Source organism: Nonomuraea sp. NPDC050680, assembly GCF_040654555.1.
Lineage (GTDB): Bacteria > Actinomycetota > Actinomycetes > Streptosporangiales > Streptosporangiaceae > Nonomuraea.
Map to the genome: position 1 here is coordinate 114,490 of NZ_JBFAIF010000001.1, position 22,845 is coordinate 137,334.

General features: G+C 68.6%; 19 protein-coding genes and 1 tRNA gene. 10 read left to right on the top strand and 10 right to left on the bottom strand.

Going from position 1 to position 22,845, the window contains the following annotated elements:
- Nucleotides 1–272: 272 nt before the first annotated feature.
- The gene (gene polA, locus AB0H88_RS00605; protein WP_357639406.1) at nucleotides 273–2,963 is read right to left on the bottom strand and encodes a DNA polymerase I; all 2,691 of its coding nucleotides are present in this window, start codon (nucleotides 2,961–2,963) and stop codon (nucleotides 273–275) included.
- 131 nt (nucleotides 2,964–3,094) lie between these two features.
- Here polA and AB0H88_RS00610 point away from each other — a divergent pair, with 131 nt between their 5' ends.
- The 6 genes from AB0H88_RS00610 (at nucleotide 3,095) to AB0H88_RS00635 (ending at nucleotide 8,353) form a co-directional block, all read left to right on the top strand.
- Entirely contained in the window at nucleotides 3,095–3,439 is a 345-nt protein-coding gene (locus AB0H88_RS00610) for a hotdog fold thioesterase (RefSeq protein WP_357641953.1), read from the top strand.
- Between the two features lie 415 nt (nucleotides 3,440–3,854).
- Nucleotides 3,855–5,144: a branched-chain amino acid ABC transporter permease gene (locus AB0H88_RS00615; protein WP_357639408.1), complete on the top strand. Its 1,290-nt coding sequence runs from the start codon at nucleotides 3,855–3,857 to the stop codon at nucleotides 5,142–5,144.
- Between the two features lie 13 nt (nucleotides 5,145–5,157).
- A complete protein-coding gene (locus AB0H88_RS00620; RefSeq protein ID WP_357639411.1) occupies nucleotides 5,158–6,144 on the top strand; it encodes a branched-chain amino acid ABC transporter permease in 987 nt (328 codons plus the stop codon).
- Nucleotides 6,134–7,084 carry an ABC transporter ATP-binding protein gene (locus tag AB0H88_RS00625; RefSeq protein WP_357639414.1) on the top strand — a complete coding sequence of 317 codons (951 nt, stop codon included), beginning with the start codon at nucleotides 6,134–6,136 and terminating at the stop codon, nucleotides 7,082–7,084. The genes AB0H88_RS00620 and AB0H88_RS00625 overlap by 11 nt, the downstream gene beginning before the upstream one ends.
- Before the next feature lie 50 nt (nucleotides 7,085–7,134).
- Nucleotides 7,135–7,890, top strand: coding sequence for an ABC transporter ATP-binding protein (locus AB0H88_RS00630; RefSeq protein ID WP_357641955.1), 756 nt, complete (start codon nucleotides 7,135–7,137; stop codon nucleotides 7,888–7,890).
- 61 nt (nucleotides 7,891–7,951) lie between these two features.
- Nucleotides 7,952–8,353, top strand: coding sequence for a hypothetical protein (locus tag AB0H88_RS00635; protein ID WP_357639417.1), 402 nt, complete (start codon nucleotides 7,952–7,954; stop codon nucleotides 8,351–8,353).
- Between the two features lie 162 nt (nucleotides 8,354–8,515).
- Here the strand turns inward: AB0H88_RS00635 and AB0H88_RS00640 are convergent, their stop codons facing one another.
- Complete coding sequence (locus AB0H88_RS00640; RefSeq protein ID WP_357639420.1) at nucleotides 8,516–9,808, bottom strand: ABC transporter substrate-binding protein; 1,293 nt, start codon at nucleotides 9,806–9,808, stop codon at nucleotides 8,516–8,518.
- 188 nt (nucleotides 9,809–9,996) lie between these two features.
- Between AB0H88_RS00640 and AB0H88_RS00645 the strand changes: the two genes are divergently transcribed.
- Complete coding sequence (locus AB0H88_RS00645) at nucleotides 9,997–10,857, top strand: hypothetical protein (protein ID WP_357639422.1); 861 nt, start codon at nucleotides 9,997–9,999, stop codon at nucleotides 10,855–10,857.
- A gap of 3 nt (nucleotides 10,858–10,860) precedes the next feature.
- On the opposite strand, the gene AB0H88_RS00650 is transcribed toward AB0H88_RS00645, so the two are convergent.
- Together AB0H88_RS00650 and AB0H88_RS00655 are read right to left on the bottom strand one after the other, a co-directional pair.
- Nucleotides 10,861–12,153, bottom strand: coding sequence for an ABC transporter substrate-binding protein (locus AB0H88_RS00650; protein ID WP_357639424.1), 1,293 nt, complete (start codon nucleotides 12,151–12,153; stop codon nucleotides 10,861–10,863).
- A 466-nt stretch (nucleotides 12,154–12,619) separates the two neighbouring features.
- Entirely contained in the window at nucleotides 12,620–13,204 is a 585-nt protein-coding gene (locus AB0H88_RS00655; RefSeq protein WP_357639427.1) for a response regulator, read from the bottom strand.
- Between the two features lie 116 nt (nucleotides 13,205–13,320).
- Here AB0H88_RS00655 and AB0H88_RS00660 point away from each other — a divergent pair.
- Nucleotides 13,321–13,394: transfer RNA gene (locus AB0H88_RS00660), tRNA-Leu, on the top strand.
- A gap of 343 nt (nucleotides 13,395–13,737) precedes the next feature.
- On the opposite strand, the gene AB0H88_RS00665 is transcribed toward AB0H88_RS00660, so the two are convergent.
- Nucleotides 13,738–14,334 carry a TIGR03086 family metal-binding protein gene (locus AB0H88_RS00665; RefSeq protein ID WP_357639428.1) on the bottom strand — a complete coding sequence of 199 codons (597 nt, stop codon included), beginning with the start codon at nucleotides 14,332–14,334 and terminating at the stop codon, nucleotides 13,738–13,740.
- Nucleotides 14,328–15,191, bottom strand: coding sequence for an SDR family oxidoreductase (locus tag AB0H88_RS00670; protein ID WP_357639430.1), 864 nt, complete (start codon nucleotides 15,189–15,191; stop codon nucleotides 14,328–14,330). Before AB0H88_RS00670 ends, AB0H88_RS00665 begins: the two co-directional genes overlap by 7 nt.
- A 70-nt stretch (nucleotides 15,192–15,261) precedes the next feature.
- On the opposite strand from AB0H88_RS00670, the gene AB0H88_RS00675 reads away from it, so the two are divergent.
- On the top strand, nucleotides 15,262–16,317 hold the full coding sequence (locus AB0H88_RS00675; protein ID WP_357639432.1) for a LysR family transcriptional regulator: 1,056 nt from the start codon (nucleotides 15,262–15,264) through the stop codon (nucleotides 16,315–16,317).
- Nucleotides 16,318–16,332: 15 nt separating this feature from the next.
- Entirely contained in the window at nucleotides 16,333–17,295 is a 963-nt protein-coding gene (gene dapD / locus AB0H88_RS00680) for a 2,3,4,5-tetrahydropyridine-2,6-dicarboxylate N-succinyltransferase (RefSeq protein ID WP_357639433.1), read from the top strand.
- Between the two features lie 194 nt (nucleotides 17,296–17,489).
- On the opposite strand, the gene pyk is transcribed toward dapD, so the two are convergent.
- The 4 genes from pyk to AB0H88_RS00700 all read right to left on the bottom strand — a co-directional run bounded on the left by pyk (nucleotide 17,490) and on the right by AB0H88_RS00700 (nucleotide 22,840).
- Complete coding sequence (pyk, locus tag AB0H88_RS00685; protein ID WP_357639435.1) at nucleotides 17,490–18,920, bottom strand: pyruvate kinase; 1,431 nt, start codon at nucleotides 18,918–18,920, stop codon at nucleotides 17,490–17,492.
- Nucleotides 18,921–18,955: 35 nt separating this feature from the next.
- Nucleotides 18,956–19,306, bottom strand: coding sequence for a DUF2784 domain-containing protein (locus tag AB0H88_RS00690; protein ID WP_357639437.1), 351 nt, complete (start codon nucleotides 19,304–19,306; stop codon nucleotides 18,956–18,958).
- A 60-nt stretch (nucleotides 19,307–19,366) separates the two neighbouring features.
- A complete protein-coding gene (locus tag AB0H88_RS00695; protein ID WP_357639440.1) occupies nucleotides 19,367–20,998 on the bottom strand; it encodes a S8 family serine peptidase in 1,632 nt (543 codons plus the stop codon).
- A 363-nt stretch (nucleotides 20,999–21,361) separates the two neighbouring features.
- Nucleotides 21,362–22,840: a glutamate synthase subunit beta gene (locus AB0H88_RS00700; RefSeq protein ID WP_357639443.1), complete on the bottom strand. Its 1,479-nt coding sequence runs from the start codon at nucleotides 22,838–22,840 to the stop codon at nucleotides 21,362–21,364.
- Nucleotides 22,841–22,845: the final 5 nt, after the last annotated feature.

Genomic DNA, 22,845 nt, shown 5'->3' on the forward strand with positions numbered 1-22,845 from the left:
GACCCGCCGGGCCACCCTGATTCACGGTGTGGGGCCGCCGCCGCTCAGCGCCGGACGGTCCCACCGGACAAAGATCGACTTGCCCCACCGTACGGGGATAAACGTCCGGTAGGACGGAGTCGGCCGCACGGCCCGTCACGCTCACCGTCACGGGCGTCACCGGCCGGTCAGCGGGATCGGCCACGCGGACCCTCACGCGTCGTCACGAGCGTCGACGAGCTCGGCCGTGCGAGCCGTCGCGAGCGTCGGCGGCCGGTCAGTGGCCCACGTCCTTAGTGGCCCGCGTCCTCCCACGTACGGCCGACGCCCACGGAGACCTCCAGCGGGACCCGCAGGTGGTAGGCCGCGTTCATCTGGTCGCACACGAGGGTGCGGAGCCGGTCGAGCTCGCCGGCGGCCACCTCGAACACCAGCTCGTCGTGGACCTGCAGCAGCATCCGGGAGCCCAGCCCCTCCGTGCTCATCGCCTGGGAGACGTTGAGCATGGCCACCTTGATGATGTCGGCCGCCGAGCCCTGGATGGGCGCGTTGAGCGCCATGCGCTCGGCCATCTCGCGGCGCTGCCGGTTGTCGCTGGTCAGGTCGGGCAGGTAGCGGCGGCGGCCCATGATGGTCTCGGTGTAGCCGTCGCTGCGCGCCTGCTGGACGATGGCGTGCAGGAAGTCGCGGACGCCGCCGAACTCCTGGAAGTATTCCTCCTTGAGCGCCCGCGCCTCGGCCACCGGGATGTTGAGCTGCCCGGACAGCCCGAAGTCGGACAGGCCGTAGGCGAGGCCGTAGTTCATGGCCTTGATGCGTGCCCGCAGCTCGCCGTCGATCTGCTCGGGCGGCAGGTCGAACACCCGGGCCGCGGTCGCCCGGTGGAAGTCGTGGCCCGACTCGAAGGAGGCGATCAGCGCCTCGTCGCCCGACAGGTGGGCCATGATGCGCAGCTCGATCTGGCTGTAGTCGGCCGTGAGCAGCGTCTCGTAACCCTCGCCGACCACGAAGCCCTGCCGGATGCGGCGGCCCTCGGAGGTGCGGATCGGGATGTTCTGGAGATTGGGCTTTTCCGACGACAGGCGGCCGGTGGCCGCGATGATCTGGTTGAACGTGGTGTGGATCCGCCCGTCGTCGGAGACCTCCTTGATCAGGCCCTCGACGGTGGTGCGCAGCTTGGTCTGGTCGCGGTGGCGCAGCATGATGATCGGCAGCTCGTGCTCGGTCTGCGTGGCGAGCCAGGCGAGCTGGTCGGCGTCGGTGCTGTAGCCGGTCTTGATCTTCTTCGTCTTGGGCAGGTTGAGCTTGGTGAAGAGGATCTCCTGCAGCTGCTTGGGCGAGCCCAGGTTGAACTGCTCGCCGACGGCCGCGTGCGCCTCCTCGACCGCGTGCTTGACCGCGGCGCCGAACTCGGCCTCCAGAGCGGCGAAGTATTCGCTGTCGACGGCGATGCCCGCCCGCTCGATCTCCGCCAGCACGCTCAGCAGCGGGAGCTCCACGTCGGTCAGCAGCTGGGTGCCGCCGCGGCCCGTCAGGAAGGTCTCCAGGGCCTCGGCCAGCTCGCGCACGGCATGGGCGCGCAGCGCCAGGTCCTTGGCGGGCGCGTCCTCGTCGTCGCCGAACAGCGCGGCCTGCCCGCTGGACTCCTCCTCGGCGCGCAGATCGCGGTTGAGGTAGCGGCGGGCCAGGTCTTCGAGGGCGAAGGTGCGCTGGCCGGGCATCGCCAGATAGGCCGCCAGCGCCGTGTCGCAGGTCAGGCCCTTGAGGCTCATGCCCTGCGCCCAGAGCGCCAGGATCGGGCCCTTGGCGTCGTGGACGGCCTTGGGCCGGTCGGTGTCGGCCAGCCAGGCCCGCAGCGCGACCTCGTCGGACTCGGTGAGCTTGACCGGGTCGATGAAGGCGGCCGTGCCGTCGGGCGAGGCGATCGCGAGGGCGTCGATGCGCCCGGTGCCGCTGCCGTAGGCGCCCTTGAAGGCCACGCCCGCTCGTCCGGCGGGCAGCGCGGCCAGCCAGCCCGCGACCCGGTCGGGGCCGAGGATGATGGTCTCCACCTCGAAGCCCTGGTCGGGCTCCTGCTCGCCGGTGCCGAGCACCTTGAAGACGCGTTCACGCAGCTCGCCGCGGATCTGCAGGGTGTCGAAGAGCTTGTTGACCTCTTCGCGCTCCCAGACGCCCTGCTTGAGCTCGCCCAGATCGACCTCCATCGGGACGTCGCGGAGCAGCTCGGTGAGCCGGCGGTTCATCAGCACCTGGGCGACGTGCTCGCGCAGCTTGTCGCCGACCTTGCCCTTGACCTCGTCGACCCGGTCGACCAGCGCGGTCAGCGAGCCGAACTCGCGAACCCACTTGGCGGCCGTCTTCTCGCCCACGCTGGGGATGCTGAGCAGGTTGTCGCTGGGGTCGCCGCGCAGCGCGGCGAAGTCGGGGTATTGGACCGGGGTCAGGCCGTATTTCTCCTCTACGGCCTCGGGCGTGAACCTGGTCATGTCACTGATGCCGCGGCGCGTCATCAGGACCGTGACGTGCTCGTCGACCAGCTGGAGCGCGTCGCGGTCACCGGTGACGATCAGCACGTTCATGCCCTCGGCGCTGGCCCGGGTGGCGAGCGTGGCGATGAGGTCGTCGGCCTCGAACCCGGCCTTGGACAGGTGCGGGACGCGCAGCGTGTCGAGGAGCTCGTAGATGAGCTGCATCTGGCCCCGGAAGTCTTCGGGGGTCTCGCTCCTGTTGGCCTTGTAGTCGGCGTATTGCTCGTGCCGGAACGTCGGCTCCGACCGGTCGAACGCGACGGCCACGTGCGACGGCTGCTCGTCGCGCAGGATGTTGGTCAGCATCGAGGTGAACCCGTAGACCGCCTCGGTGTGCTGACCGTCGGTGGTCATGAGGTTGGCGTCCTTGAGCGCGTAGAACGCGCGATAGGCCAGGGAATGCCCGTCGAGCAGCAACAGGCACGGGCGGCTGGGGGTCACTTCACTCTTCGGCACACAAGCAGCCTAGTCTCCATCTACGACAGAAAACCTGAGCTCGGAAGACTGGAGGACTCCCCTTGACGCGGATCGACCCGGCCGATTTCCTGACGTTGAACGCCGTCCACGAGGGCACGCTCGCCGACCGGATGGGCATCGAGTTCGTCGAGGCCGGCGCGGAGCGGGTCGTGGGCCGGATGCCGGTCGCGGGCAACACCCAGCCGTACGGCCTGCTGCACGGCGGGGCGTCCGTCGTGCTCGCCGAGACGCTGGGCTCGACCGGCGCGGCCATCCACGCGGGCGCGGACCGCATCGCCGTCGGCATCGAGATCAACGCCACCCACCACCGCTCGGCCACCTCCGGCTTCGTCACCGGCGTGGCGACCCGGCTGCACGGCGGGCGCTCGCTGGCCACGTACGAGATCGAGATCACCGACGAGCAGGGGCGGCGCGTGTGCACCTCACGGCTGACCTGCATGCTGCGCGATCGCTGAGGTCACGGCTGAACGCCACGCGACTTTCCCACTCTCTTTGCACACGAGCCCCATGGGTCGCTACGGTTGTCCGAGCGGAGCCCGCGGGGAGGCCCGAGTAGATAACGTGTGAGGCCGGGGAAGCCCTACATGGTCCCAAAGGTCCTCTTCCGCGGGCTCGTTCACGTTCTGCAGCGATGGTTATGCATTAGCGCCCCCGAAGCGCCAGGCGTCTAGCGGGATTTAGCCCCTGACCTGGTGTCTTGGTTCCTCACATGAGCGACACGCACGTGTCACTAATTGGTGACGAACGATACTGAACCGGGCGCGACCAGAATAAGCTCCCGCCACAGCATCCAGTTTTGTTGTGCCTGCGATGCCCACGTGTCGAGATGGAGGGGCACAACCCCGCCTTGACCTATTTGAGGGAGCACCATTGCGCAGAGCCGTGATCGCGTTCACGGCCTTCCTGGGTGGACTCATCTTCCTGCTCGCGGTCCCCGCCCAGGCGGCGGCCCCCGATCAGGGTTTGAAGGGAACACTCAAACTCCAAGGCCAACCAGTGAACGGCGTGAAAATCGTCGTGACCACCGAAGGCGGACAACCCGTCAAGGAGGTCACAAGCAACGCCCAGGGCGCGTGGGAAGTCCCGGTTGAGAAACCGGGCAAGTACAAGGTCACGCTGGATGTCAAGACGCTTCCTGCCAACGCGGCGATCCGGGGCGGCAACGCCGTCCGCAACCTGACCGTCTTCTCCGGCAATATGTCCAACGTCCTGTTCGCCCTGCAGCCCAAGGGCGCCGCGGGCCAACCGGCCGCGGAGGAGGGCGGCGAGACCAGCCCCTTCTTGGACCAGGCGGCGCAGCTCACCTTCGAGGGCCTGAACCTCGGCCTGATCATCGCGCTGGCCGCGCTCGGCCTCTCGCTGATCTACGGCACCACGGGCCTGACCAACTTCGCCCACGGTGAGCTCGTCACGATGGGCGCGCTGCTCGCCTACATGTTCAACGTGGGCTTCGGCCTGCATCTGATTCCCGCGGCCGTGATCGCGGTGATCGCCGGGGGCGCGCTCGGCTACCTTCAGGACCGTTTCTTCTGGGGGCAGCTGCGCAGGCGCGGCACCGGCACCATCGCCATGATGATCATCTCGATCGGCGTGGCGCTCTTCCTGCGCTATGTCTTCCTGATCCTGTTCGGCGGGCAGAACGAGTCGTTCGCCCAGTACACCGCGCAGCCGGGCATCGAGATCGGCCCGATCTCCGCGGCTCCGAAGAACTTCGTCGCGATGGGCATCGAACTGGTGGTCCTCATCATCGTCGGCGTGGCGCTGCTGCGCACCCGCACCGGCAAGGCGGCCCGCGCGGTCGCCGACAACCCGGCGCTGGCCGCTTCCTCCGGCATCAACGTCGACCGGGTCATCCGCATCATCTGGACCACGGGCGGCGCCATCGCCGCGCTGGCCGGCATCATGCTCGGCCTGTCCCAAAACCTGAAATACACCATGGGCCAGGACATCCTGCTGCTCATCTTCGCCGGCGTGACGCTCGGCGGGCTCGGCACCGCGTTCGGCGCCCTGGTGGGCTCGCTCGTGGTCGGCCTGTTCATCCAGGTCTCCACACTGTGGGTGCCGCCGGAGCTCAAGAGCGTCGGCGCGCTGGCCGTACTCATCATCGTGCTCCTCTTCCGGCCACAGGGCATCCTGGGCCGCCGAGAGCGGATCGGCTGACGGGGGGAGTCACATGGACTGGATCACGATCATCAGCACCACCGTCAAGTCCGCCATCGGCGTCGAGACGGTGCTCTACGCGCTCGCCGCGATCGGCATCAACATCCACTTCGGCTACACGGGCCTGCTCAACTTCGGGCAGGCGGCGTTCATGGGCGTCGCCGGCTACGGCCTGGCCGTCACGGTCACCGTCATGAACCTGCCCTTCTGGGTCGGCATCGCGGTCGGCCTCATCGCCGCGGTACTCCTGGCCCTGCTCCTGGGCGCGCCGACGCTCCGCCTGCGAGCCGACTACCTGGCCATCGTCACCATCGCGGCCGCCGAGATCGTCAGGCTCGTCTTCCGTTCGGTGCAGTTCAAGGAGGTCTTCGGCGGCTCCGACGGGCAGCGCGGCTTCTCCGACGGCTTCTACGCGCTCAACCCCTTCCCCGCGGGCGAGTACGGCATCGGCTGGTTCACCTTCAGCCACCGGCTGCTGTGGATCATGCTCGTCGGCTGGTTGCTGGTCGCCCTCTCCTGCGGCATCGTCTACCTGCTCATGCGCAGTCCGTGGGGCCGCGTGCTCAAGGCCATCCGCGAGGACGAGGACGCCGTACGCAGCCTCGGCAAGAACGTCTTCTCCTACAAGATGCAGTCGCTCATCCTCGGCGGCGTCATCGGCAGCCTGGGCGGCTTCGTGTACGGCCTGGCCTACGCCTCGGTGCAGCCCGACGTCTTCGGCACCGAGACCACCTTCTTCGCCTACACGATCGTGATCCTCGGTGGCGCGGCCCGCGTGCTCGGCCCCGTCGTCGGATCCATGATCTTCTGGGTGCTGCTGGTCCTGGTCAACGGCGTGCTCAGTGAAGCGGTTCAGGCGGGGTACATCCCGTTTATGACCTCGATCCAGGTCGGCCCGGTGCGCTACATCCTGGTCGGTCTCGGATTGATCCTGTTGCTCATCTTCCGGCCACAGGGCATCTTCGGTGACAAGAGGGAGATAGCTTTCGATGTCCGCTGAAACGACGTCCGCAACCACGATCTCCGAGCGCAAGGCCGCGGCTCTGGCCGCCTTCAAGGACCTGGCCCGCGATCCCGGCGTGCCCAAGCCCGACCCGATCCTCGTGGTCGACGGCGTCGTGCGCCGCTTCGGCGGCCTGACCGCCGTCGAGGTGGACCATGTCGAGATCCAGCGCGGCTCCATCACCGCCCTGATCGGCCCCAACGGCGCCGGCAAGACGACGTTCTTCAACCAGCTCACCGGCTTCGACACCGCTGACGCCGGCAAGTGGACATTCAACGGCAACAACATGAGCGGAGTGCCCGCCCACCGGGTGGCCCGCGCCGGCATGGTCCGTACCTTCCAGCTCACCAAGGCCCTGTCCAGGCTGACGGTGATGGAGAACATGCGGCTCGGCGCCCAGCACCAGCGCGGCGAGAACTTCTGGCGGGCCCTGGTGCCCGGCTCCTGGCGCGCCCAGGAGGAGGCGATCACCGAGCAGGCCGAGGATCTGCTGACCAGGTTCAAGCTCGACACCAAGCGCGACGACTTCGCCGGATCGCTGTCCGGCGGCCAGCGCAAGCTGCTGGAGATGGCCCGCGCGCTCATGGTCAAGCCCGAGCTGGTCATGCTCGACGAGCCGATGGCCGGCGTCAACCCGGCGCTGACCCAGTCACTGCTCGGTCACGTCAAGGACCTGCGCGATCAGGGCATGAGCGTGCTGTTCGTCGAACACGACATGGACATGGTCCGCGACATCAGCGACTGGGTGATCGTCATGGCCCAGGGCGCCATCATCGCCGAGGGGCCACCGGACACGATCATGTCCGACTCCCGCGTCATCGACGCCTACCTGGGCGCCCACCACGACGCACCGCTGTCCGACAGCGAGCTCGAGGAGCAGCTGCACCAGGCGGAGGCGGCGCTGGAGGCCGAGATCGAAGAGGAGACGCAGAAGTGAACGCCGTCCCCGAGTCCGCACCCGGCTCCGTGCCCGAGTCGAAGGCGGCCATCACCGACCGCGGCGCCCACCTGGCGGGCGCCGCGAACGCCGTGCTGCGGTGCGACGAGCTCATCGCCGGCTACCTGCCGGGCGTCAACATCCTCAACGGCTCCGACCTCTACGTCGGCGAGGGTGAGCTGATCGGCATCATCGGCCCCAACGGCGCCGGTAAGTCGACGCTGCTCAAGGCCATGTTCGGGCTCGTCAACATCCGCAGCGGCACGGTGGTGCTGAAGGGTGAGGACATCACGAACATGAAGGCGCACTCGCTGGTCTCCCGCGGGGTCGGCTACGTCCCGCAGACCAACAACGTCTTCCCCAGCCTCACCATCGAGGAGAACCTCGAGATGGGCGCCTTCCAGGTGCCCGGCAAGTTCAAGGAGCGCTTCGAGTTCGTCGCCGAGCTGTTCCCGGCGCTCAAGGAGCGGCGCAAGCAGCGGGCCGGCTCGCTGTCGGGCGGCGAGCGGCAGATGGTGGCGATGGCCAGGGCGCTCATGACCGAGCCGTCGGTGCTACTGCTGGACGAGCCGTCGGCGGGCCTGTCGCCCATGCTGCAGGACCTGGTGTTCATCCAGGCCCAGCAGATCAACAAGGCGGGCGTGACGGTCATCATGGTCGAGCAGAACGCCCGGCGCTGCCTGCAGATCTGCCACCGCGGCTACGTGCTGGACCAGGGCCGCAACGCCTACACCGGCACCGGCCGCCAGCTGGCCGACGACCCCAAGGTGATCGAGCTCTACCTCGGCACCCTGGCCAAGGCCTAGAAGATCTCAGAACGGCGAAGGGGCTCCCCATGAGCCCCTTCGCCGTTCTTTAATGAGCGCTGTGAGACGAATTGCGACAATCGCGCTCCTGCTGCCCATCCTCGTCGCCTGTCAGAACGGCGCCGCCTCGGCCGGCAAGTACAGCACCGGCGGCGACCCCACGGACGACCCCTGCGCGCGCGTGGTCTCCGCGATCGGCTACGTCGGCCTCATGCTGAAGCCGAAGGGCCAGGAGAACACCCAGAACTTCGAGGACGCGCTGCTCGGCCGCCTCGCGGAGGCGCGCGGTATCACGCTGCAGTTCGGCGGGCGCCTGCCCCAGTCACTGGGTACGGCCGTGCGCACGGTCGAGTCCACCACGGCCGGCCTGTCCAGGGCCGACGTTCCGCGTGAGCGGCAGGTGGCGCTGCTCACGCGGTACCGGATCGCCGCGGACGAGATCGTGGCGGGCTGCGGCCAATAGCCGGCGGACATCCTGCGGCCGATAGCCGGGGAGCAGCTCGCGGCGAATGGCCGGAGGACAGCTCGCGGCGAACAGCCCGGGGACAGCCTGCTGCGAACAGCCCGGGGACAGCCGAAAGGCCCGGTCAGCGGACCGAGCCTTTCAGGGTGTGCGGCGTACGGACTAGCCGGCGATGTTGCCGGTGCGGTACTCGAGCGCCTTGGTCGGGTACTTGTTGTCGGCGCCGTACTCGTAGATGCCGATCGTGGCGACCGCCGGGTCACCGGCCTCGTTGAACTCGACCGGACCGCTCACGCCGTCGTAGTCGATGTCCTTGCCGGCCTTGAGCAGGTCGACGCACGACTTGAAGTTGTTGCACTTCTCGCCGCCCTTGCTGACCTCGGCCAGCTTGGCGCCGATGTCGACACCCGCGTCGCTCTTGGCGGCCTCGGCGGCCAGCGCGATGAGGTTCATGGCGTCGTAGGACTCAGGCGCGTAGCTGAAGTCCTCCAGCTTGGGGTTGACCGCCATGAGCTTGCTCTTGAAGTCATCCGGAGCGGCGGCACCGGGGATCGTGCCCTTGACGCCCTTGAGCGTGCCCTTGGGCATCTTGGCGTAGTTGGTGTTGGAGGTGTTGCCGTCCACCATGTACCACTTGTGCTTGCTGGCCGGCATACCCTGCTTGACCAGCTCCTGGATGACCTTGGCGGTCTCCTCGAAGCCGATCAGCACGATGGCCTTCGGGTTCTTCGCCTTGATCTTCGCGACGTCGGCGGAGAAGTCGGCGGCCTTCGGGTCGTAGTCCACGCGCTCGACGACCTCGGCGCCACCGTCGGTGACGGTCTTGGCCACCTGGTCGGCCAGGCCGGTGCCGTAGGAGTCCTGCATGGCCAGGATGCCGACCGTGTCGCTGCCGTCGGCGATGATCAGGTCGCCCAGCACACGGCCCTGCAGCTTGTCCGGCGGAGCCGTACGGAAGTAGAGGCCGTTGTCCTTGATCGTGGTGAACTTGTCAGAGGTGTTGGCGGGCGAGAAGTGCACCACGCCGGCACTCGTGATCTTGTCGACCACCGACTCCGACACCGAGGAGGACGCGGCGCCGATGATGGCGTCGGCCTTCTGCGCCAGCAGCTTGTCCACCGACTGCGAAGCGATGTTCGTGGTGGTGTCACCGGAGTCGGTGTCATATTTGGTCACCGGCTTGCCAAGCACGCCACCGGCTTCGTTGATCTCCTTGATCGCGGCGTCCACACCGGCGAACTCGGGCGGGCCGAGGAAGGCAAGCGAACCGGTCTGCGGCAGCAGAGTGCCGACAGTCAAGGTCCCGTCGCCCTTGGCCGCGGCAGCCGCACTGGACGGCGCGGCCGAGGACGAGGCCGGCGCAGCGGTGTTACCGCCACCACCGCAGGCTGTCAGGGCCAGGCTCGTGGCAGCCACGACAGCCAGCGCCCGTCCCGCGGGAGCAATGCGGATCATGAAGTGTCTCCTTCATCTCCAGGCCGGGTGAGGTCAGCACCGCCGACGTTCCCGAATCGAATGACGGAAAGCTATAGAACATAAGGCCAGTTCAACAGATGAAAGAGAGAACTGTCGGTACTTGGATGCGGAGTCGTAATCACTCCTCAACTTACGGGAGCCTGAGGATCACGCCTAATGTTCGACTGGTGAAGCGCACCGCGGCCTTCCTCGCTCTGGCGATCCTGCCCATTGCTCTTCTGACGGGCTGTGGTGCCCCTGAGACGCCCGCCACGCCCCCTGCCGACCCTCCCAAGGGGGTGTCGGTCTCGCTGGCCCAGTGGCGCTCTGACGAGCCCGTACACGCCATCGAAGTGGCCGTGACCAACGCGACGGACACGCCGGTCTACTTCTCCGACGTTCAGCTTGTCACACCGTCGTTCAAGACGCTGCCTCCCGAACGGGCCGACGCGCTCCTGAAGCGGACGCCCCGCACCGACCTGCGCATCCCGTACGGCGCGGCCAACTGCTCGCCCAAGGGCCTGCCGTCGCTGCGGCCGGCCACGGTCGTGGCCCACCTCCGCACCGGGTCCGAGGCGCTGCGCAGGGTGGTCTTCAAAGTGCCGCACCCGGACCCGCTGCTGACCAGGCTGCTGCGCGACGAGTGCTCCGCGTTCCTGATCAAGGAGGCGGCCGACATCGAGTTCGGCGACGACTGGACGCAGGTCGGCAAGGTGATGCGCGGCAGCCTCGTCCTGACCCGCCGCGGCACGGGCGTGGTGGCCGTACAGGATGTGGGCGGCACCACCCACTACATCGCCACCCCCGTCAAGAAGAGCAGGCCGCTGGCCACCCTGGACGCCGGAGCGCAGCGGGCGCAGGTCGCCCTCGTGCTCACCCCCGGCCGCTGCGACCCGCACGCGTTCGCCGAGGGCAAGAAGGCGTTCCTGTTCCCCGTGCGGGCCACCATCGACGGCGGCGAGGAACGCGTGGTCATCGTCGTGCCGCCCAAACCGCTCCAGGAGCGGCTGACCGCTTACGCGCTCAAGACGTGCGGGCTGGGCGGCTGAGCCTCAGCTCTCGATCTTGCCGGTGCGATATTCCAGCGCCTTCGTGGCGTCGTACTCGTTGTTCTCGCCGTACTGGTAGACGCCGATCGTCGCGACCGACGGGTCACCGGCGGCGTTGAACTCGACCGGCCCGCTCACGCCGTCGTAGTCGATGTCCTTGCCGGTCTTGAGCAGGTCGACGCACGACTTGAAGGTCTTGCACTTCTCGCCGCCCTCGCTCACCTCGGGCAGCTTGGCGGCGATCGACCGGCCGCTGTCGTCCTTGGCCGCCTCGGCGGCCAGCGCGATGAGGATCGTGGCGTCGTACGACTCCGCGGCGTAGGTGTAACTGGTCAGCTTGGGGTTGATCGCCAGCAGCTTCTTCCGGAAGTCGGTGGGCGCCGCGGCGCCGGGGATGGTGCCCTTGACGCCCGCCAGCGTGCCCTTGGGCATCTTCAGGTAGTTGCTGTTGGACATGTTGCCGTCGACCATGTACCACTTGACCTTGTCGGCCGTCAGGCCCTGCTTGACCAGCTCCGCGACGACCTTGGCGCTCTCCTCGAAGCCGATCAGGACGACCGCCTTCGGGTTCGCCGCCTTGATCTTCGCGACGTCGGCGGAGAAGTCGGCGGCCTTCGGGTCGTAGTCCACCCGCTCCACCACCGAGGCCCCGGCCGCCTCCGCGGTCTTCGTGACCTGGTCGGCCAGGCCGGAGCCGTAGGAGTCCTGCATGGCCAGGATGCCGACCGTGTCGTTGCCGTCGGCCACGATGAGATCGCCCAGCACCCGGCCCTGCAGCTTGTCCGGCGGAGCAGTACGGAAGTACAGGCCGTTGTCGTTGATCGTGGTGAACTTGTCGGAGGTGTTGGCCGGCGAGAACTGGACCACCCCGGCACCCGTGATCTTGTCGATCACCGACTCCGACACCGAGCTCGACGCGGCGCCGATGATGGCGTCCGCCTTCTGCGTGAGCAACTTGTCCACTGACTGCGAGGCGATGTTCGTCGTCGTGTCGCCCGAGTCCGTATCGATCTTGCTGACCGGCTTGCCGAGCACCCCGCCGGCGTCGTTGATCTCCTTCACGGCCGCGTCGACCCCCGCGAACTCGGGCGGCCCGAGGAAGGCCAGCGACCCCGTCTGCGGCAGCAGGGTGCCGATCGTCAAGGTGCCGTCGCCCTTGACCGCTGCGGCGGTGGAGGTCGGAGCGGCCGACGTCGCGCTTTTGGCCCCCGTGTCCGCGCCGCCACCGCCGCCACCGCAGGCCGTCAACGCCAGGCTCGAGACCGCCGCGGCCGTCAACAGGCGCTTGAGCATCATGTGTGACTCCCCTCTCTCTGTCAGCGAAGGGAACGATCTACCTCGCCGCGTTTCCCAAGCTCAGCATGCCTGTCCGGGGAGGAGGCGTGGAGTTCTTACTGCCTTTTTATACCCATTTGTAATGTCTCTGTCAGTGGCGGGCGGCCCAGATCTTCGAACCAGGGGCCCGGCCGTCACTGCGGGGGGGTGTTTGTCCTGTCTCCGTCAGTGGCGGACGATCCCGATCTCGAATCGAGTGGTGGTGCCCCCGGTGGAACAGGCCGCCAGTGCCATGACCGCCGCGGTGGCAGCGGCCATGGCCCGGGAAATACGGATCATCGAAGCGTCTCCGTCCAGGTGAGCGGATCTTCTGTCCGCCCATCAGCATGCGACCGGGACGCCTCAGGCGAGGAAACCGAGGCCGGTTGGATGCCCACTCGTAATCGCGCCACAACCCGAGGGGGCAGATCCGGTGATATATGGCCCCTCAGGCACGCTCCGCCGTGTCATCTATAACGATCTGGGCAACCTCGCGCATGCTCAGCCGGCGATCCATCGACGCCTTCTGGATCCACCGGAACGCCTGCGGCTCGCTCCAGCCGTGCGCGGACATCAGCTGCCCCTTGGCCCGCTCCACCAGCTTCCTGGTCTCCAGCCTGTCGGACAGGCTCGACACCTCGGCGGCCAGCGCCACCATCTCCTCGTGCCTGCTGACCGCCATCTCGATCGCGGGCACCAGGTCGGCCTTGGTGAACGGCTTGACCAGATAGGCCATGGCCCCCGCGTCCCTGGCCCGCTCGACCAGGTCGCGCTGGGAGAAGGCGGTCAGGATGAGGCACGGGGCGATCCGCTCCGCCACGATCCGCTCGGCCGCCGAGATGCCGTCGAGGACGGGCATCTTGACGTCGAGAATCACCAGGTCCGGCCTCAGCTCGGTGGCCAGCTCGATCGCCCGCTCGCCGTCACCGGCCTCGCCTGCGACGATGTAGCCGTCTTCCTCGAGCATCTCCTTGAGATCGAGGCGGATCAGGGCCTCGTCTTCCGCGATCACCACTCGCCGCTGCGTACTCACGAGCAAGAGAGTACCGATGTCCGCTAGATTAGAGCGACGCCGGTGGTGGGTGGCAGCGAATTTCGGCTACCCTTTCGCCGTGCGATAAGGACGGATCCGGATATTTCCGGATCCTTGCCTCGGTATCCCAATTGGCAGAGGAAGCGGATTCAAAACCCGCACAGTGTGGGTTCGAGTCCCACCCGGGGCACCTCGATCAGTCGCCCGGCCGCTTCGGCCGGGCGCTGTTCCTTGTCTGGGCGCTGTTCCTTGTCTGGGCGCTGTTTCCGGGACGGGCGCCGTCTCCCTGGCGCCGCCTCCCGGACGGGCGCTGTTTTGGGGACGGGCTGTGGAGGCGTCGTGTTCACGTACGGCCCATCGAGGTGGTTCGGCCCCATGATCAGGTCTAGCTGAGCGGCCTGATCAGCATCAGCCGCGAAATAGTCCACCAAGACACCCATGGCAGGACGGTACTGACCTAGACCGACATTTCAGGCGCGCGGCCACCCACCCCGATGAGCCGCTTCAGCTGACGGCCAACTTGGTGAGGCGCTTCAGCTCGCCGTCCAGCCCGGTGAGCGGCCGAGTAGTGCCACCACCCGGTCCAGCGCCGGGGCGTCGTCCGCCGCCGCCACCCCGGCCACGAACGCCCTGCCCTCCCCGCGCGTCTCCGGCGTGTCAGGCACCTGGGCGGCCACCGGCAGCGCGGCCTCGGCCAGATCCTCGTCCACGTTCGCGGGGACGCCCAGCGCCTTGGCGAAATCCCAGTCGTGGACCACGCAGTCGACGAAGTGGAACCCGATCGCGAGCTTCGCCGGGAACGGACCGCCGTCGCGAATTTCCGGCAGGTAGAACCTCCGATCAAGCACGCCGTCCGCGGCGAAGGCGTCCATCACCGCCCGCGCCGACGCCGTGTACTCCTCCACCGGGTCATCGCCCACCGGCCTCGGCTCCCACCTCTCAAGATCGGACCGCGCACCGGAGGCGGCGAAGGCGAAGCCGTGGTTCTGCACGATCTGGTGAGCGAGCAGGTCGCGCACCGCCCAGCCGGCGCACGGGGTCGGCCGGTCCAGGTCGCCCGGCTTGATGGTCGCCACCAGGTCCACGGTCGCCCGCACGGACCGGCGGTTGAGCTCAATGATGTCTACCAAGGCACTGTCCCGTCATCGTCGAAGAATCCGCCCGTCGGCCCGTCGGGGCCGAGGGTGGCCAGTCTGACGATAACGGCCGCTCCGTCGGCCGCCGTGCGGGTGATGGGCAACCCGAGGTCCTTGGTGAAGTCCGTGGCACAGGCTCCGGGCGCTGCGGCGTTGACCAGGATGCCGTCCTCGCGGAGCTCCTTGGCGTACTGGATCGTCAGCGCGTTGAGCGCCGTCTTGGACGGCGGATACACCGCCGACGCCAGCAGTCCCGACAGGTAGTGATCCGGGTTCGTGTGATGGGCCAGGGAGCCCACGCCGCTGGAGACGTTCACGATGCGGGCGGCGGGCGAGCGCCTGAGCAGGGGCAGGAACGCGTTCGTCACCATGAGTACGCCGACGACGTTCGTCTCGAACACCTGGCGCACCAGCTCGGGCTGGGTGGTGCTCGGCGCCTCACCCGCGTGATGGCCGGAGATTCCGGCGTTGTTCACGAGTACGTCCAGACGGCCGTAGCGGTCGGCAACGTGGGTGGCGGCCGCCTGGATGGTGGCGGGGTCGGTGACGTCGAGGACGATCGAATGGATGTCGACGCCAGCGGCCTTGTACGTTCCGCCGAATCTAGGTCTATCCCCTCCCCCGGAATCTGGCGCCTCCATGGTGGCCAAGCCAGGCCGGTCCATGGTGGCGGAGTCTGGCGTGGCCACGTCTGTGGCGGTCGTGCGTAGCTTGGCGGCTGCCGCCTCACCGCGGCGTGCGTCGCGGGCGGCGAGCAGCACCGTCATGCCCCTGGCGGCCAATTGCGCGGCGACCTCGAAACCTATGCCCTTGTTCGCCCCGGTCACCAGGGCGATCGTCGATGCGGTCATTCCCCGAGCACACCACCATTGATCGTGGCCGGGCCAACACCAGCTGGGTCACGATCGATACCCTGCGGGTATGGAGACGCGTGAGCTGGCCTACTTCGCCGCCGTCGCCGAGGAGCTGCACTTCGGCCGGGCGGCCGCGCGGCTGGGGATCGCGCAGCCGCCGCTGTCGAGGGCGATCCAGAAACTCGAACGACGGCTCGGGGTGACCCTCTTCGACCGCTCGGGCCGCCGGGTGGCGCTCACCCCGGCGGGCGAGGTACTGGCCCGGGAGGCCGCCAAGGCCCTGGACGCGGTGGCGGCCGCCGAACACCGCACCCGCAGGGCGGGGCGCACCGAGCCACGGCTCGTGGTGGCCCTGAAGCCGGGCGGCGACGGCGCGCTGCTGCCGGACATCCTGGCCGCCTACCAGTCGTGCCCGGACGCCCTGCCGGTGGAGGTGGTGCTGTGCGGGGTGGCGGAGCGGGCCCGGCTGTTGCGTGACGGTACGGCGGACGTGGCGTTCCTGCACCGCCCTTGGGAGGACATGACGGGGTTCGACACGGAGCCGCTGCTGGTGGAGGGCGGTGTGGCCGTCGTACCTGCCCGGCACCCGCTGGCGGGACGGCCGTTCGTCCACCTCGCCGACCTGGACGCCGACCCGACCCCACGCTGGCCCGATCCCCGCACTCCCAATCCTGGCGCCTCCGGGCGGCATGCCTCCGAGCCGCACGTCTCCGGACCGCACGTCTCCGGACCGCACGTCTCCGGACCGCACGTCTCCGGACCGCACGCCTCCGGACCGCAGGTCGCGTCCAAGTCGCTGGGCGGGTCCGAGTCGCATGTCGCGGCCGGGCTGCGGGCGGGTGATGCCGCTCAGATCATGCAGTTGGTCGCACTCGGCAGACTGATCGCCGTCGTCCCCGAATCGGCCAAGGAGCAGGTACGGCGCGATCTGGTCTGCGTCCCGGTCGTGGACGCCGCCCCCACCACGGTCGTTCTGGCCTGGCCCGAGCAGACCCGCTCCGCCGCCCTGGCCGCCTTCGTCCGCACCGCCGCAGACATCGCGAAGGTCGCGACCGCGAGCATCGCGGGTGCGGACGTCGCGGGTGACACGGAAGACTCCGGGCGCTGGGACCGAACCGGATGACGATAGTTTGTGCCAGTGACAGCTATCGATCCCACCGTGACCGGCGCGCACGCCATCGGGCTCGCGACCATCGCCGCTGACGGCACCGTACTTGACACCTGGTTCCCCGCTCCTCAGCTGGGCGACCCGCCCGTTACGGGCACCGAGCGGCTCTCCGCCGAGGAGGCCGGCGAGCTGGCCTCGCTGGTGGGTCCCGACCCGGCCAGAGGTGTCGAGGTGGTGGCCGTGCGCACCGGCATCGCCAAGCTCTCCGAGCCGCCGGCGGACACGCACGACGCCTACCTCAGACTGCACCTGCTCTCCAGCCGCCTGGTCCAGCCGCATGGTCTGAGCCTCGACAACCTGTTCTCCTTGCTGGCCAACGTCGTGTGGACCAACTTCGGGCCGTGTCCGGTGGAGGGGTTCGAGCAGACCCGGCTGAGGTTGCGGGCCCGGGGGGCGGTGTCGGTGTACGGGGTGGACAAGTTCCCGCGGATGGTCGACTACGTGCTGCCGGCGGGTGTCCGGATCGCCGACGCCGACCGGGTACGCCTCGGCGCGCACCTCGCCACCGGCACCACAGTGATGCACGAGGGCTTCGTGAACTTCAACGCCGGCACCCTGGGCGCCTCGATGGTCGAGGGCCGCGTCTCGGCGGGCGTGATCGTCGGCGACGGCTCCGACGTGGGCGGCGGCTCCTCGATCATGGGTACGCTCTCCGGCGGCGGCAAGGAGGTCATCTCCATCGGCGAACGCTGCCTGCTGGGCGCGAACGCGGGCATCGGCATCTCGCTGGGCGACGACTGCGTGGTGGAGGCGGGCCTCTACGTCACAGCGGGCACCAAGGTCGCGCTCCCGGACGGCCGCGTCGTCAAGGCCAAGTCACTGTCCGGCACGAACGGCCTCCTGTTCCGCCGCAACTCCCAGACCGGCGCCGTGGAAGCCGCCCCTCGCGCCGGCGGCCCCGTAGAGCTCAACGCCTCGCTCCACGCCAACTGACCGGCAGCACCCCCTGAGCCGCCGACCGTGACCCGTCCCCGCGCTGCCCACGGAGACGGCCAAGAACGCGCACGTCACGGCGGCGAGCCGGGGAAGCGGAGGAGCGTTCCCCTGGAGGGCCGTCAGCCGGCCGTCCAGGGTGGGTCTTCCCGTGCTTTGCCGTAAAAGATGGCCCTAAAAGGTTTGCCGTTAAATTAATTGCCGTGGGAGACCGCGGAGCCGATGGTGTGGACGCGGAGGGCGTTGGTGGAGCCCGGCGTGCCGGGAGGGGAGCCGGCCACGATGACCACCTTGTCGCCCTTCTCCAGGCGGCCCAGCGTCAGCAGCGACGCCTCCACCTGGCGCACCATGTCGTCCGTGTGGTGGACGAACGGCACGTGGAAGGTCTCCACACCCCACGTCAGCGACAGCTGCCCCCGCACGTGCGTTGCCGAGGTGAAGGCCAGCAGGGGGATCGGCGAGCGGTAGCGGGCCAGGCGGCGGGCCGTCTCGCCCGACATCGTGAACGCGATCAGGGCCTTCGCGCCCACGATCGCGCCGACCTCGGCGGCGGCGCGGGCGATGGCGCCGCCCGTCGTCTCCGGCAGGCGCTCCAGGGAGTGGGTGGCGTGCAGCGAGTGCTCCTCCGCCGCGCGCGCGATGCGATCCATGGTGGAGACCGACTCGATGGGATAGTTGCCCACCGAGGTCTCGCCCGAGAGCATGACCGCGTCGGCGCCGTCCATGACCGCGTAGGCGACGTCGGACGCCTCGGCGCGGGTGGGGCGGGGCGCGCTCATCATCGAGTCGAGCATCTGGGTGGCGACGATGACCGGGCGGGCCTTCTCGCGGCAGAGCTCGATGATGCGCCGCTGGACGATCGGCACCTGCTCCAGGGGCAGCTCGACGCCCAGGTCGCCGCGGGCGACCATGATGCCGTCGAAGGCCTCGACGATCTCGGGCAGGCGGTCGACCGCCTGCGGCTTCTCGATCTTGGCGAGCAGCGGGAGCCGGACGGCCTCCTGCTCCATGATGTTGCGCACCACGTCGGCGTCGGACGGGCGGCGGACGAAGGACAGGGCGATCATGTCGAAGCCGGTGCGCAGCGCCCAGCGCAGGTCGGCCTCGTCCTTGTCGGTGAGCGCGGGCGCGCTGACGTTGATGCCCGGCAGGTTGAGGCCCTTGTTGTCGGAGATCATGCCGCCGATGACGACGCGCGTGATGACGCGGTCACTCTCGACGCTGGTCGCCTCCAGGACGAGGCGGCCGTCGTCGACCAGGATGGTGTCACCGGGGCGTACGTCGCCCGGCAGGCCCTTGTAGGTGGTGGAGACCTGCTCGCGGTCTCCCGGCACGTCCTCGGTGGTGATCGTGAAGACGTCGCCGAAGCCGAGCCGGACCGGGCCTTCCTCGAACCTGCCGACGCGGATCTTGGGGCCCTGCAGGTCGGCGAGCACGCCTACACCGCGGCCGAGATCGGCCGCCACCTCTCTGACCCGGTCGTATACCTCACGGTGCATGTCATGGTCGCCATGACTGAGGTTGAACCGGGCCACGTCCATGCCGGCGGCGATCAGCTCACGCAGGCGTTCGGGAGAGGACGTGGCAGGACCTAGAGTGCAGACTATTTTCGCGCGACGAGTCACGAGTCCTACCTTAATTGGTACAGACCACTTGGCTGTCATTGACGACGCAGAACGTACCCGGCGTAGGAGAACAACACGAGAATGGCGACCCCCAGACGGGCCAAGTTCGCGTATTCCTCGGGGTAGATCACGCCTTCGATGTAGTGGTCGATGAAGCCGGTGGGCGGGAGGCCCTGGAGGCCGGCGTTGCGGCGCCCCCAATCCTCCACCACCGTGAGCGGGCATTCGACGCCGGTGGCCAGCGAGATCAGGCCCCAGGTCGCGACCGCGAGATGGACCCAGATCGTGCGCCGCCAGCGCCATGCGACATACCCGCCCACGGCCATGTTGGCCAGGAAGGCGAAGTGCACCACCATCGCGGTGTCCGCGAAGAGGCGATACATCATGGTCTGACGGTAGCGCGCTTCCAGAACATCATGGACTGGCGGTCACCGTTTCCCGGGACGTCATGGCGTGATGGTCGCGGCCTTCCAGGCGTCGACGATGCCGTGGCCGTAGAAACCGTTCTTGGACTTGCCGCCCTCGCAGGTCTGCTTGTCGCTCTCGTAGGTGTACGTACGGGGCGACGGGCACGCCCTGTGGTCGGCGGTCTTGTACAGAAGCTTCTCGACGGTGGCGGGAGAGAGCGCCACTCCGCCCTTGCCGGGCTTGCCGAAGCGGCTGATCAGGATCGCGGCGACGCCGGTCGCGTGTGGGGCCGCCATCGAGGTGCCGTCCAGATACTGGTAGTAGGAGCAGGGCCTGCTGCTGCAGTCACGGACGACCGCGGAGGTCTTCGGCTTGCCCGACTTGTCCAGCAGGCCGGTACGACGGAGCACAGCCTCGGGGGCGGCCGCCAGGATCGACCTGGTGGTCGAGGCGCCCTTGCCCTCCGTCACGTCGCCGCCGGGCGCGGCCAGGTCGGCCTGCTCGATCCCGTAGTCGCTGTAGCCGGCCTTGCGGCCTGAGGGGCCCACCGCGGCGATCGAGATGACGCCCCTGGACTCGGCGGGCACATTGATGCAGGAGTTGTCGACCTTGCGGGTCTTCTCGCTGCCGCGCGGGTAGCCGGGACTGCTCGTGTCGGCCTTGGGCCTGCCGAGGTCGGTGGAGCCGTTGCCGAGCGCGGAGATGAGCGTGACGCCCTTCTTGCGCGCGTAGTCGAGTGCCCGCTGCATGCCGGTGATGATCGCGCGCTGCTGCAGCTGCTGCTTCTTGCTGTCGGCCTTGTTGTGCGCGCAGTTGAACAGCCACGGGTCCACGTAGTAGCTCATGTTCACCACGTCCACGCCGATGTCGGCGGCGTACGTGAGCGCGTCGAGGCTGGGCTTGAGGAAGAAGAACCCGGAGTCCTGCCCCGCCCTGATGTTGACGAGCTGCACACCCGGCGCCACGCCCGCGATGCCGATGTGGTTCAGCGGCGAGCCGATCGTGCTGGCCACGTGGGTGCCGTGGCCCTCGTCGTCCTGGTCGACCGGGTCCTTGCAGCTCGACACCTCGCAGGGGCCGTCGAGCGTGTCGCCGTTCTCGTCGTTCGGCTTGTCGGTGACGAAGTTGCGGCTGAGGGCGCGGTTGAAGTTCGGGGCGATGTCGGGGTGTTTGCCGTCGATACCGGTGTCGATGACGCCGACGAGCACCTTCTTGCTGCCGGGCACCTTCTTGTTGGCGCGGTCGGCGCCGATCATCCTCATGTCCCACTGGCGGGGAGCGAGCGGCTCTCCCGCCCTGGTGGTGAGGGCCGACGCGTCGGGGAACGCCTGCGGCTCCAGCGCGGCCGTCGTGCCTTGGGTGGGTGTGAGCCCGGCCGCGAAGCCGATTTCGCGGTCGGTCGTGACGCCGACGACGGCCTGGTCCGCGCCGAGGGCCTCGACGAACGCGTCGCCGCCGCCCTTGGCCACGACGTAGCCGAGCTTGGCGTCGGTGCTGACGAGGTGGCCGCCCGCGCGCTCGACGGCGGAGAGTGCCGCCCCCGCTCGGCCGTCGGCATAGAAGACCAGGTACTCCTTGTCCGGCCCCGCCTTGGGCCCCGCAGGGGGCGCGCAGGCCGCTAGCGAACCGGCCACGGCCACGGCCATCAGGCCGGCGGCGAATCGCCTCATTCTTCCCCCATCCACGGCGTCACACCAGAAAGTGCATCTTCCCGACCCGAGTCCCTAGATGCAACTTTGTCGCAAAATTTCGGTCTTTAGAGGGCAAAGTGGGATCAGTTTGCCGGTCCCGGTCAGGCAAAAGGGCAGCCGTGGTCAAGAGTACGCACGTCACGGCGGCCGGCCCGGGAACCGGAGGAGCGTTCCCCTGGACGGAGCCCAGCCCCGCGCAGAGGGTGGGGCCGGCCACTGCCGGCCGTAAAGAAACCGAAACGCCCGCCCGGACAGACCGGGCGGGCGCCTCGAAACAGCAAGACCGTCAGACGAATAGACCGTCAGACGAGCAGACGTGCCGCCGGCGTCAGATCATGAACGTCAGACGAGCGGACGCGCGGTGGGCAGGATCGGGTACGGCAGGGAGGTGTCGCCGCACAGGAACCGGTCCACCCCCGAGGCGGCCGCGCGGCCCTCGGCGATCGCCCAGACGATGAGCGACTGCCCGCGACCCATGTCGCCCGCCACGAAGACCCCGTCGACCTTGGACATGTACGACTTGTCGCGGGAGACGTTCCCACGCGCGTCGTAGAACCCGTCCCCACCGACGTCGGCCAGGTCCTGGAGCAGGGCACCCTTCTCCGGGCCGAGGAAGCCCATCGAGAGCGTGACCAGCTCGGCCGGGATCTCCCGCTCGGTGCCGGGGATCGGCTTGAAGCCGTTCTGCGGACCCTCGACCTCGACCAGCCGCAACGCGCGGATGTTTCCGGCGTCGTCGCTGACGAACTCCGTCGTCGAGACCGCGTACACCCGCGCGCCCCCGCCCTCCGCCAGCTCCTCGTGCGCGCTCTCCATCTTGAACAGGATGGGGAACGTCGGCCACGGCTGGCTGCCGGGCCGGGCGGCGGGTGGCTGCGGCATGATCTCCAGCTGGGTGACCGACTTGGCCCCCTGCCTGATCGCCGTGCCGATGCAGTCGGCCCCGGTGTCGCCGCCGCCGATGACCACGACGTGCTTGTCCTTGGCCGAGATGGGAGGCTCGCTGAGGTCGCCCTCCTGCACCTTGTTCGACAGGGGCAGGTATTCCATCGCCTGGTGGACGCCACCGAGCTCGCGCCCGGTCACCGGCAGGTCGCGCCACAGGGTGGCACCGCCCGCCAGCACCACCGCGTCGAACTCCGAGCGCAGCTCGGCCGCCGTGACGTCGACGCCGACGTTCACGCCGGTGCGGAACTCGGTGCCCTCGGCCCGCATCTGGTCCAGACGCCGCTCGATGTGGCGCTTCTCCATCTTGAACTCGGGGATGCCGTAACGCAGCAGGCCGCCGACGCGGTCCGCGCGCTCGAACACCACCACGTCGTGGCCCGCCCGGGTGAGCTGCTGAGCCGCGGCCAGCCCGGCGGGACCCGAGCCGACGACCGCGACCTTCTTGCCCGTCTTCACCAGCGGGGGCTGCGGGCTCACCCAGCCCTCGGCGAACGCGCGGTCGATGATCTCGACCTCGACCCGCTTGATCGCCACCGGGTCGGAGTTGATGCCGAGCACGCACGCCGCCTCGCACGGAGCCGGGCAGAGCCTGCCGGTGAACTCCGGGAAGTTGTTCGTGGCGTGCAGCCGCTCGATCGCCTCCCGCCAGTCGGCGCGGTGGACCAGGTCGTTCCACTCGGGGATGAGGTTCCCGAGCGGGCAGCCGTTGTGGCAGAACGGGATGCCGCAGTCCATGCAGCGTGCCGCCTGCTTGGTCAGCTTGTCCTGGGAGAAGTCCTGGTAGACCTCCCGCCAGTCGCCGATGCGGACGTCGATGGGGCGGCGCTCGGGCAGCTCCCGGTCGTGCGTGAGAAAACCCTTGGGGTCAGCCATCGGTT

What these genes read in the sequence shown, in the direction of transcription:
- AB0H88_RS00610 (WP_357641953.1), top strand. Translation starts at nt 3,095, where the DNA reads ATGGGCATCGAGTTCGTCGAGGCCGGCGCGGAGCGGGTCGTGGGCCGG.
- AB0H88_RS00620 (WP_357639411.1), top strand. Translation starts at nt 5,158, where the DNA reads ATGGACTGGATCACGATCATCAGCACCACCGTCAAGTCCGCCATCGGC.
- AB0H88_RS00625 (WP_357639414.1), top strand. Translation starts at nt 6,134, where the DNA reads ATGTCCGCTGAAACGACGTCCGCAACCACGATCTCCGAGCGCAAGGCC.
- AB0H88_RS00640 (WP_357639420.1), bottom strand. Translation starts at nt 9,808, where the DNA reads ATGATCCGCATTGCTCCCGCGGGACGGGCGCTGGCTGTCGTGGCTGCC.
- AB0H88_RS00650 (WP_357639424.1), bottom strand. Translation starts at nt 12,153, where the DNA reads ATGATGCTCAAGCGCCTGTTGACGGCCGCGGCGGTCTCGAGCCTGGCG.
- AB0H88_RS00670 (WP_357639430.1), bottom strand. Translation starts at nt 15,191, where the DNA reads ATGACCGCATCGACGATCGCCCTGGTGACCGGGGCGAACAAGGGCATA.
- AB0H88_RS00675 (WP_357639432.1), top strand. Translation starts at nt 15,262, where the DNA reads ATGGAGACGCGTGAGCTGGCCTACTTCGCCGCCGTCGCCGAGGAGCTG.
- AB0H88_RS00690 (WP_357639437.1), bottom strand. Translation starts at nt 19,306, where the DNA reads ATGATGTATCGCCTCTTCGCGGACACCGCGATGGTGGTGCACTTCGCC.
- AB0H88_RS00695 (WP_357639440.1), bottom strand. Translation starts at nt 20,998, where the DNA reads ATGAGGCGATTCGCCGCCGGCCTGATGGCCGTGGCCGTGGCCGGTTCG.
- AB0H88_RS00700 (WP_357639443.1), bottom strand. Translation starts at nt 22,840, where the DNA reads ATGGCTGACCCCAAGGGTTTTCTCACGCACGACCGGGAGCTGCCCGAG.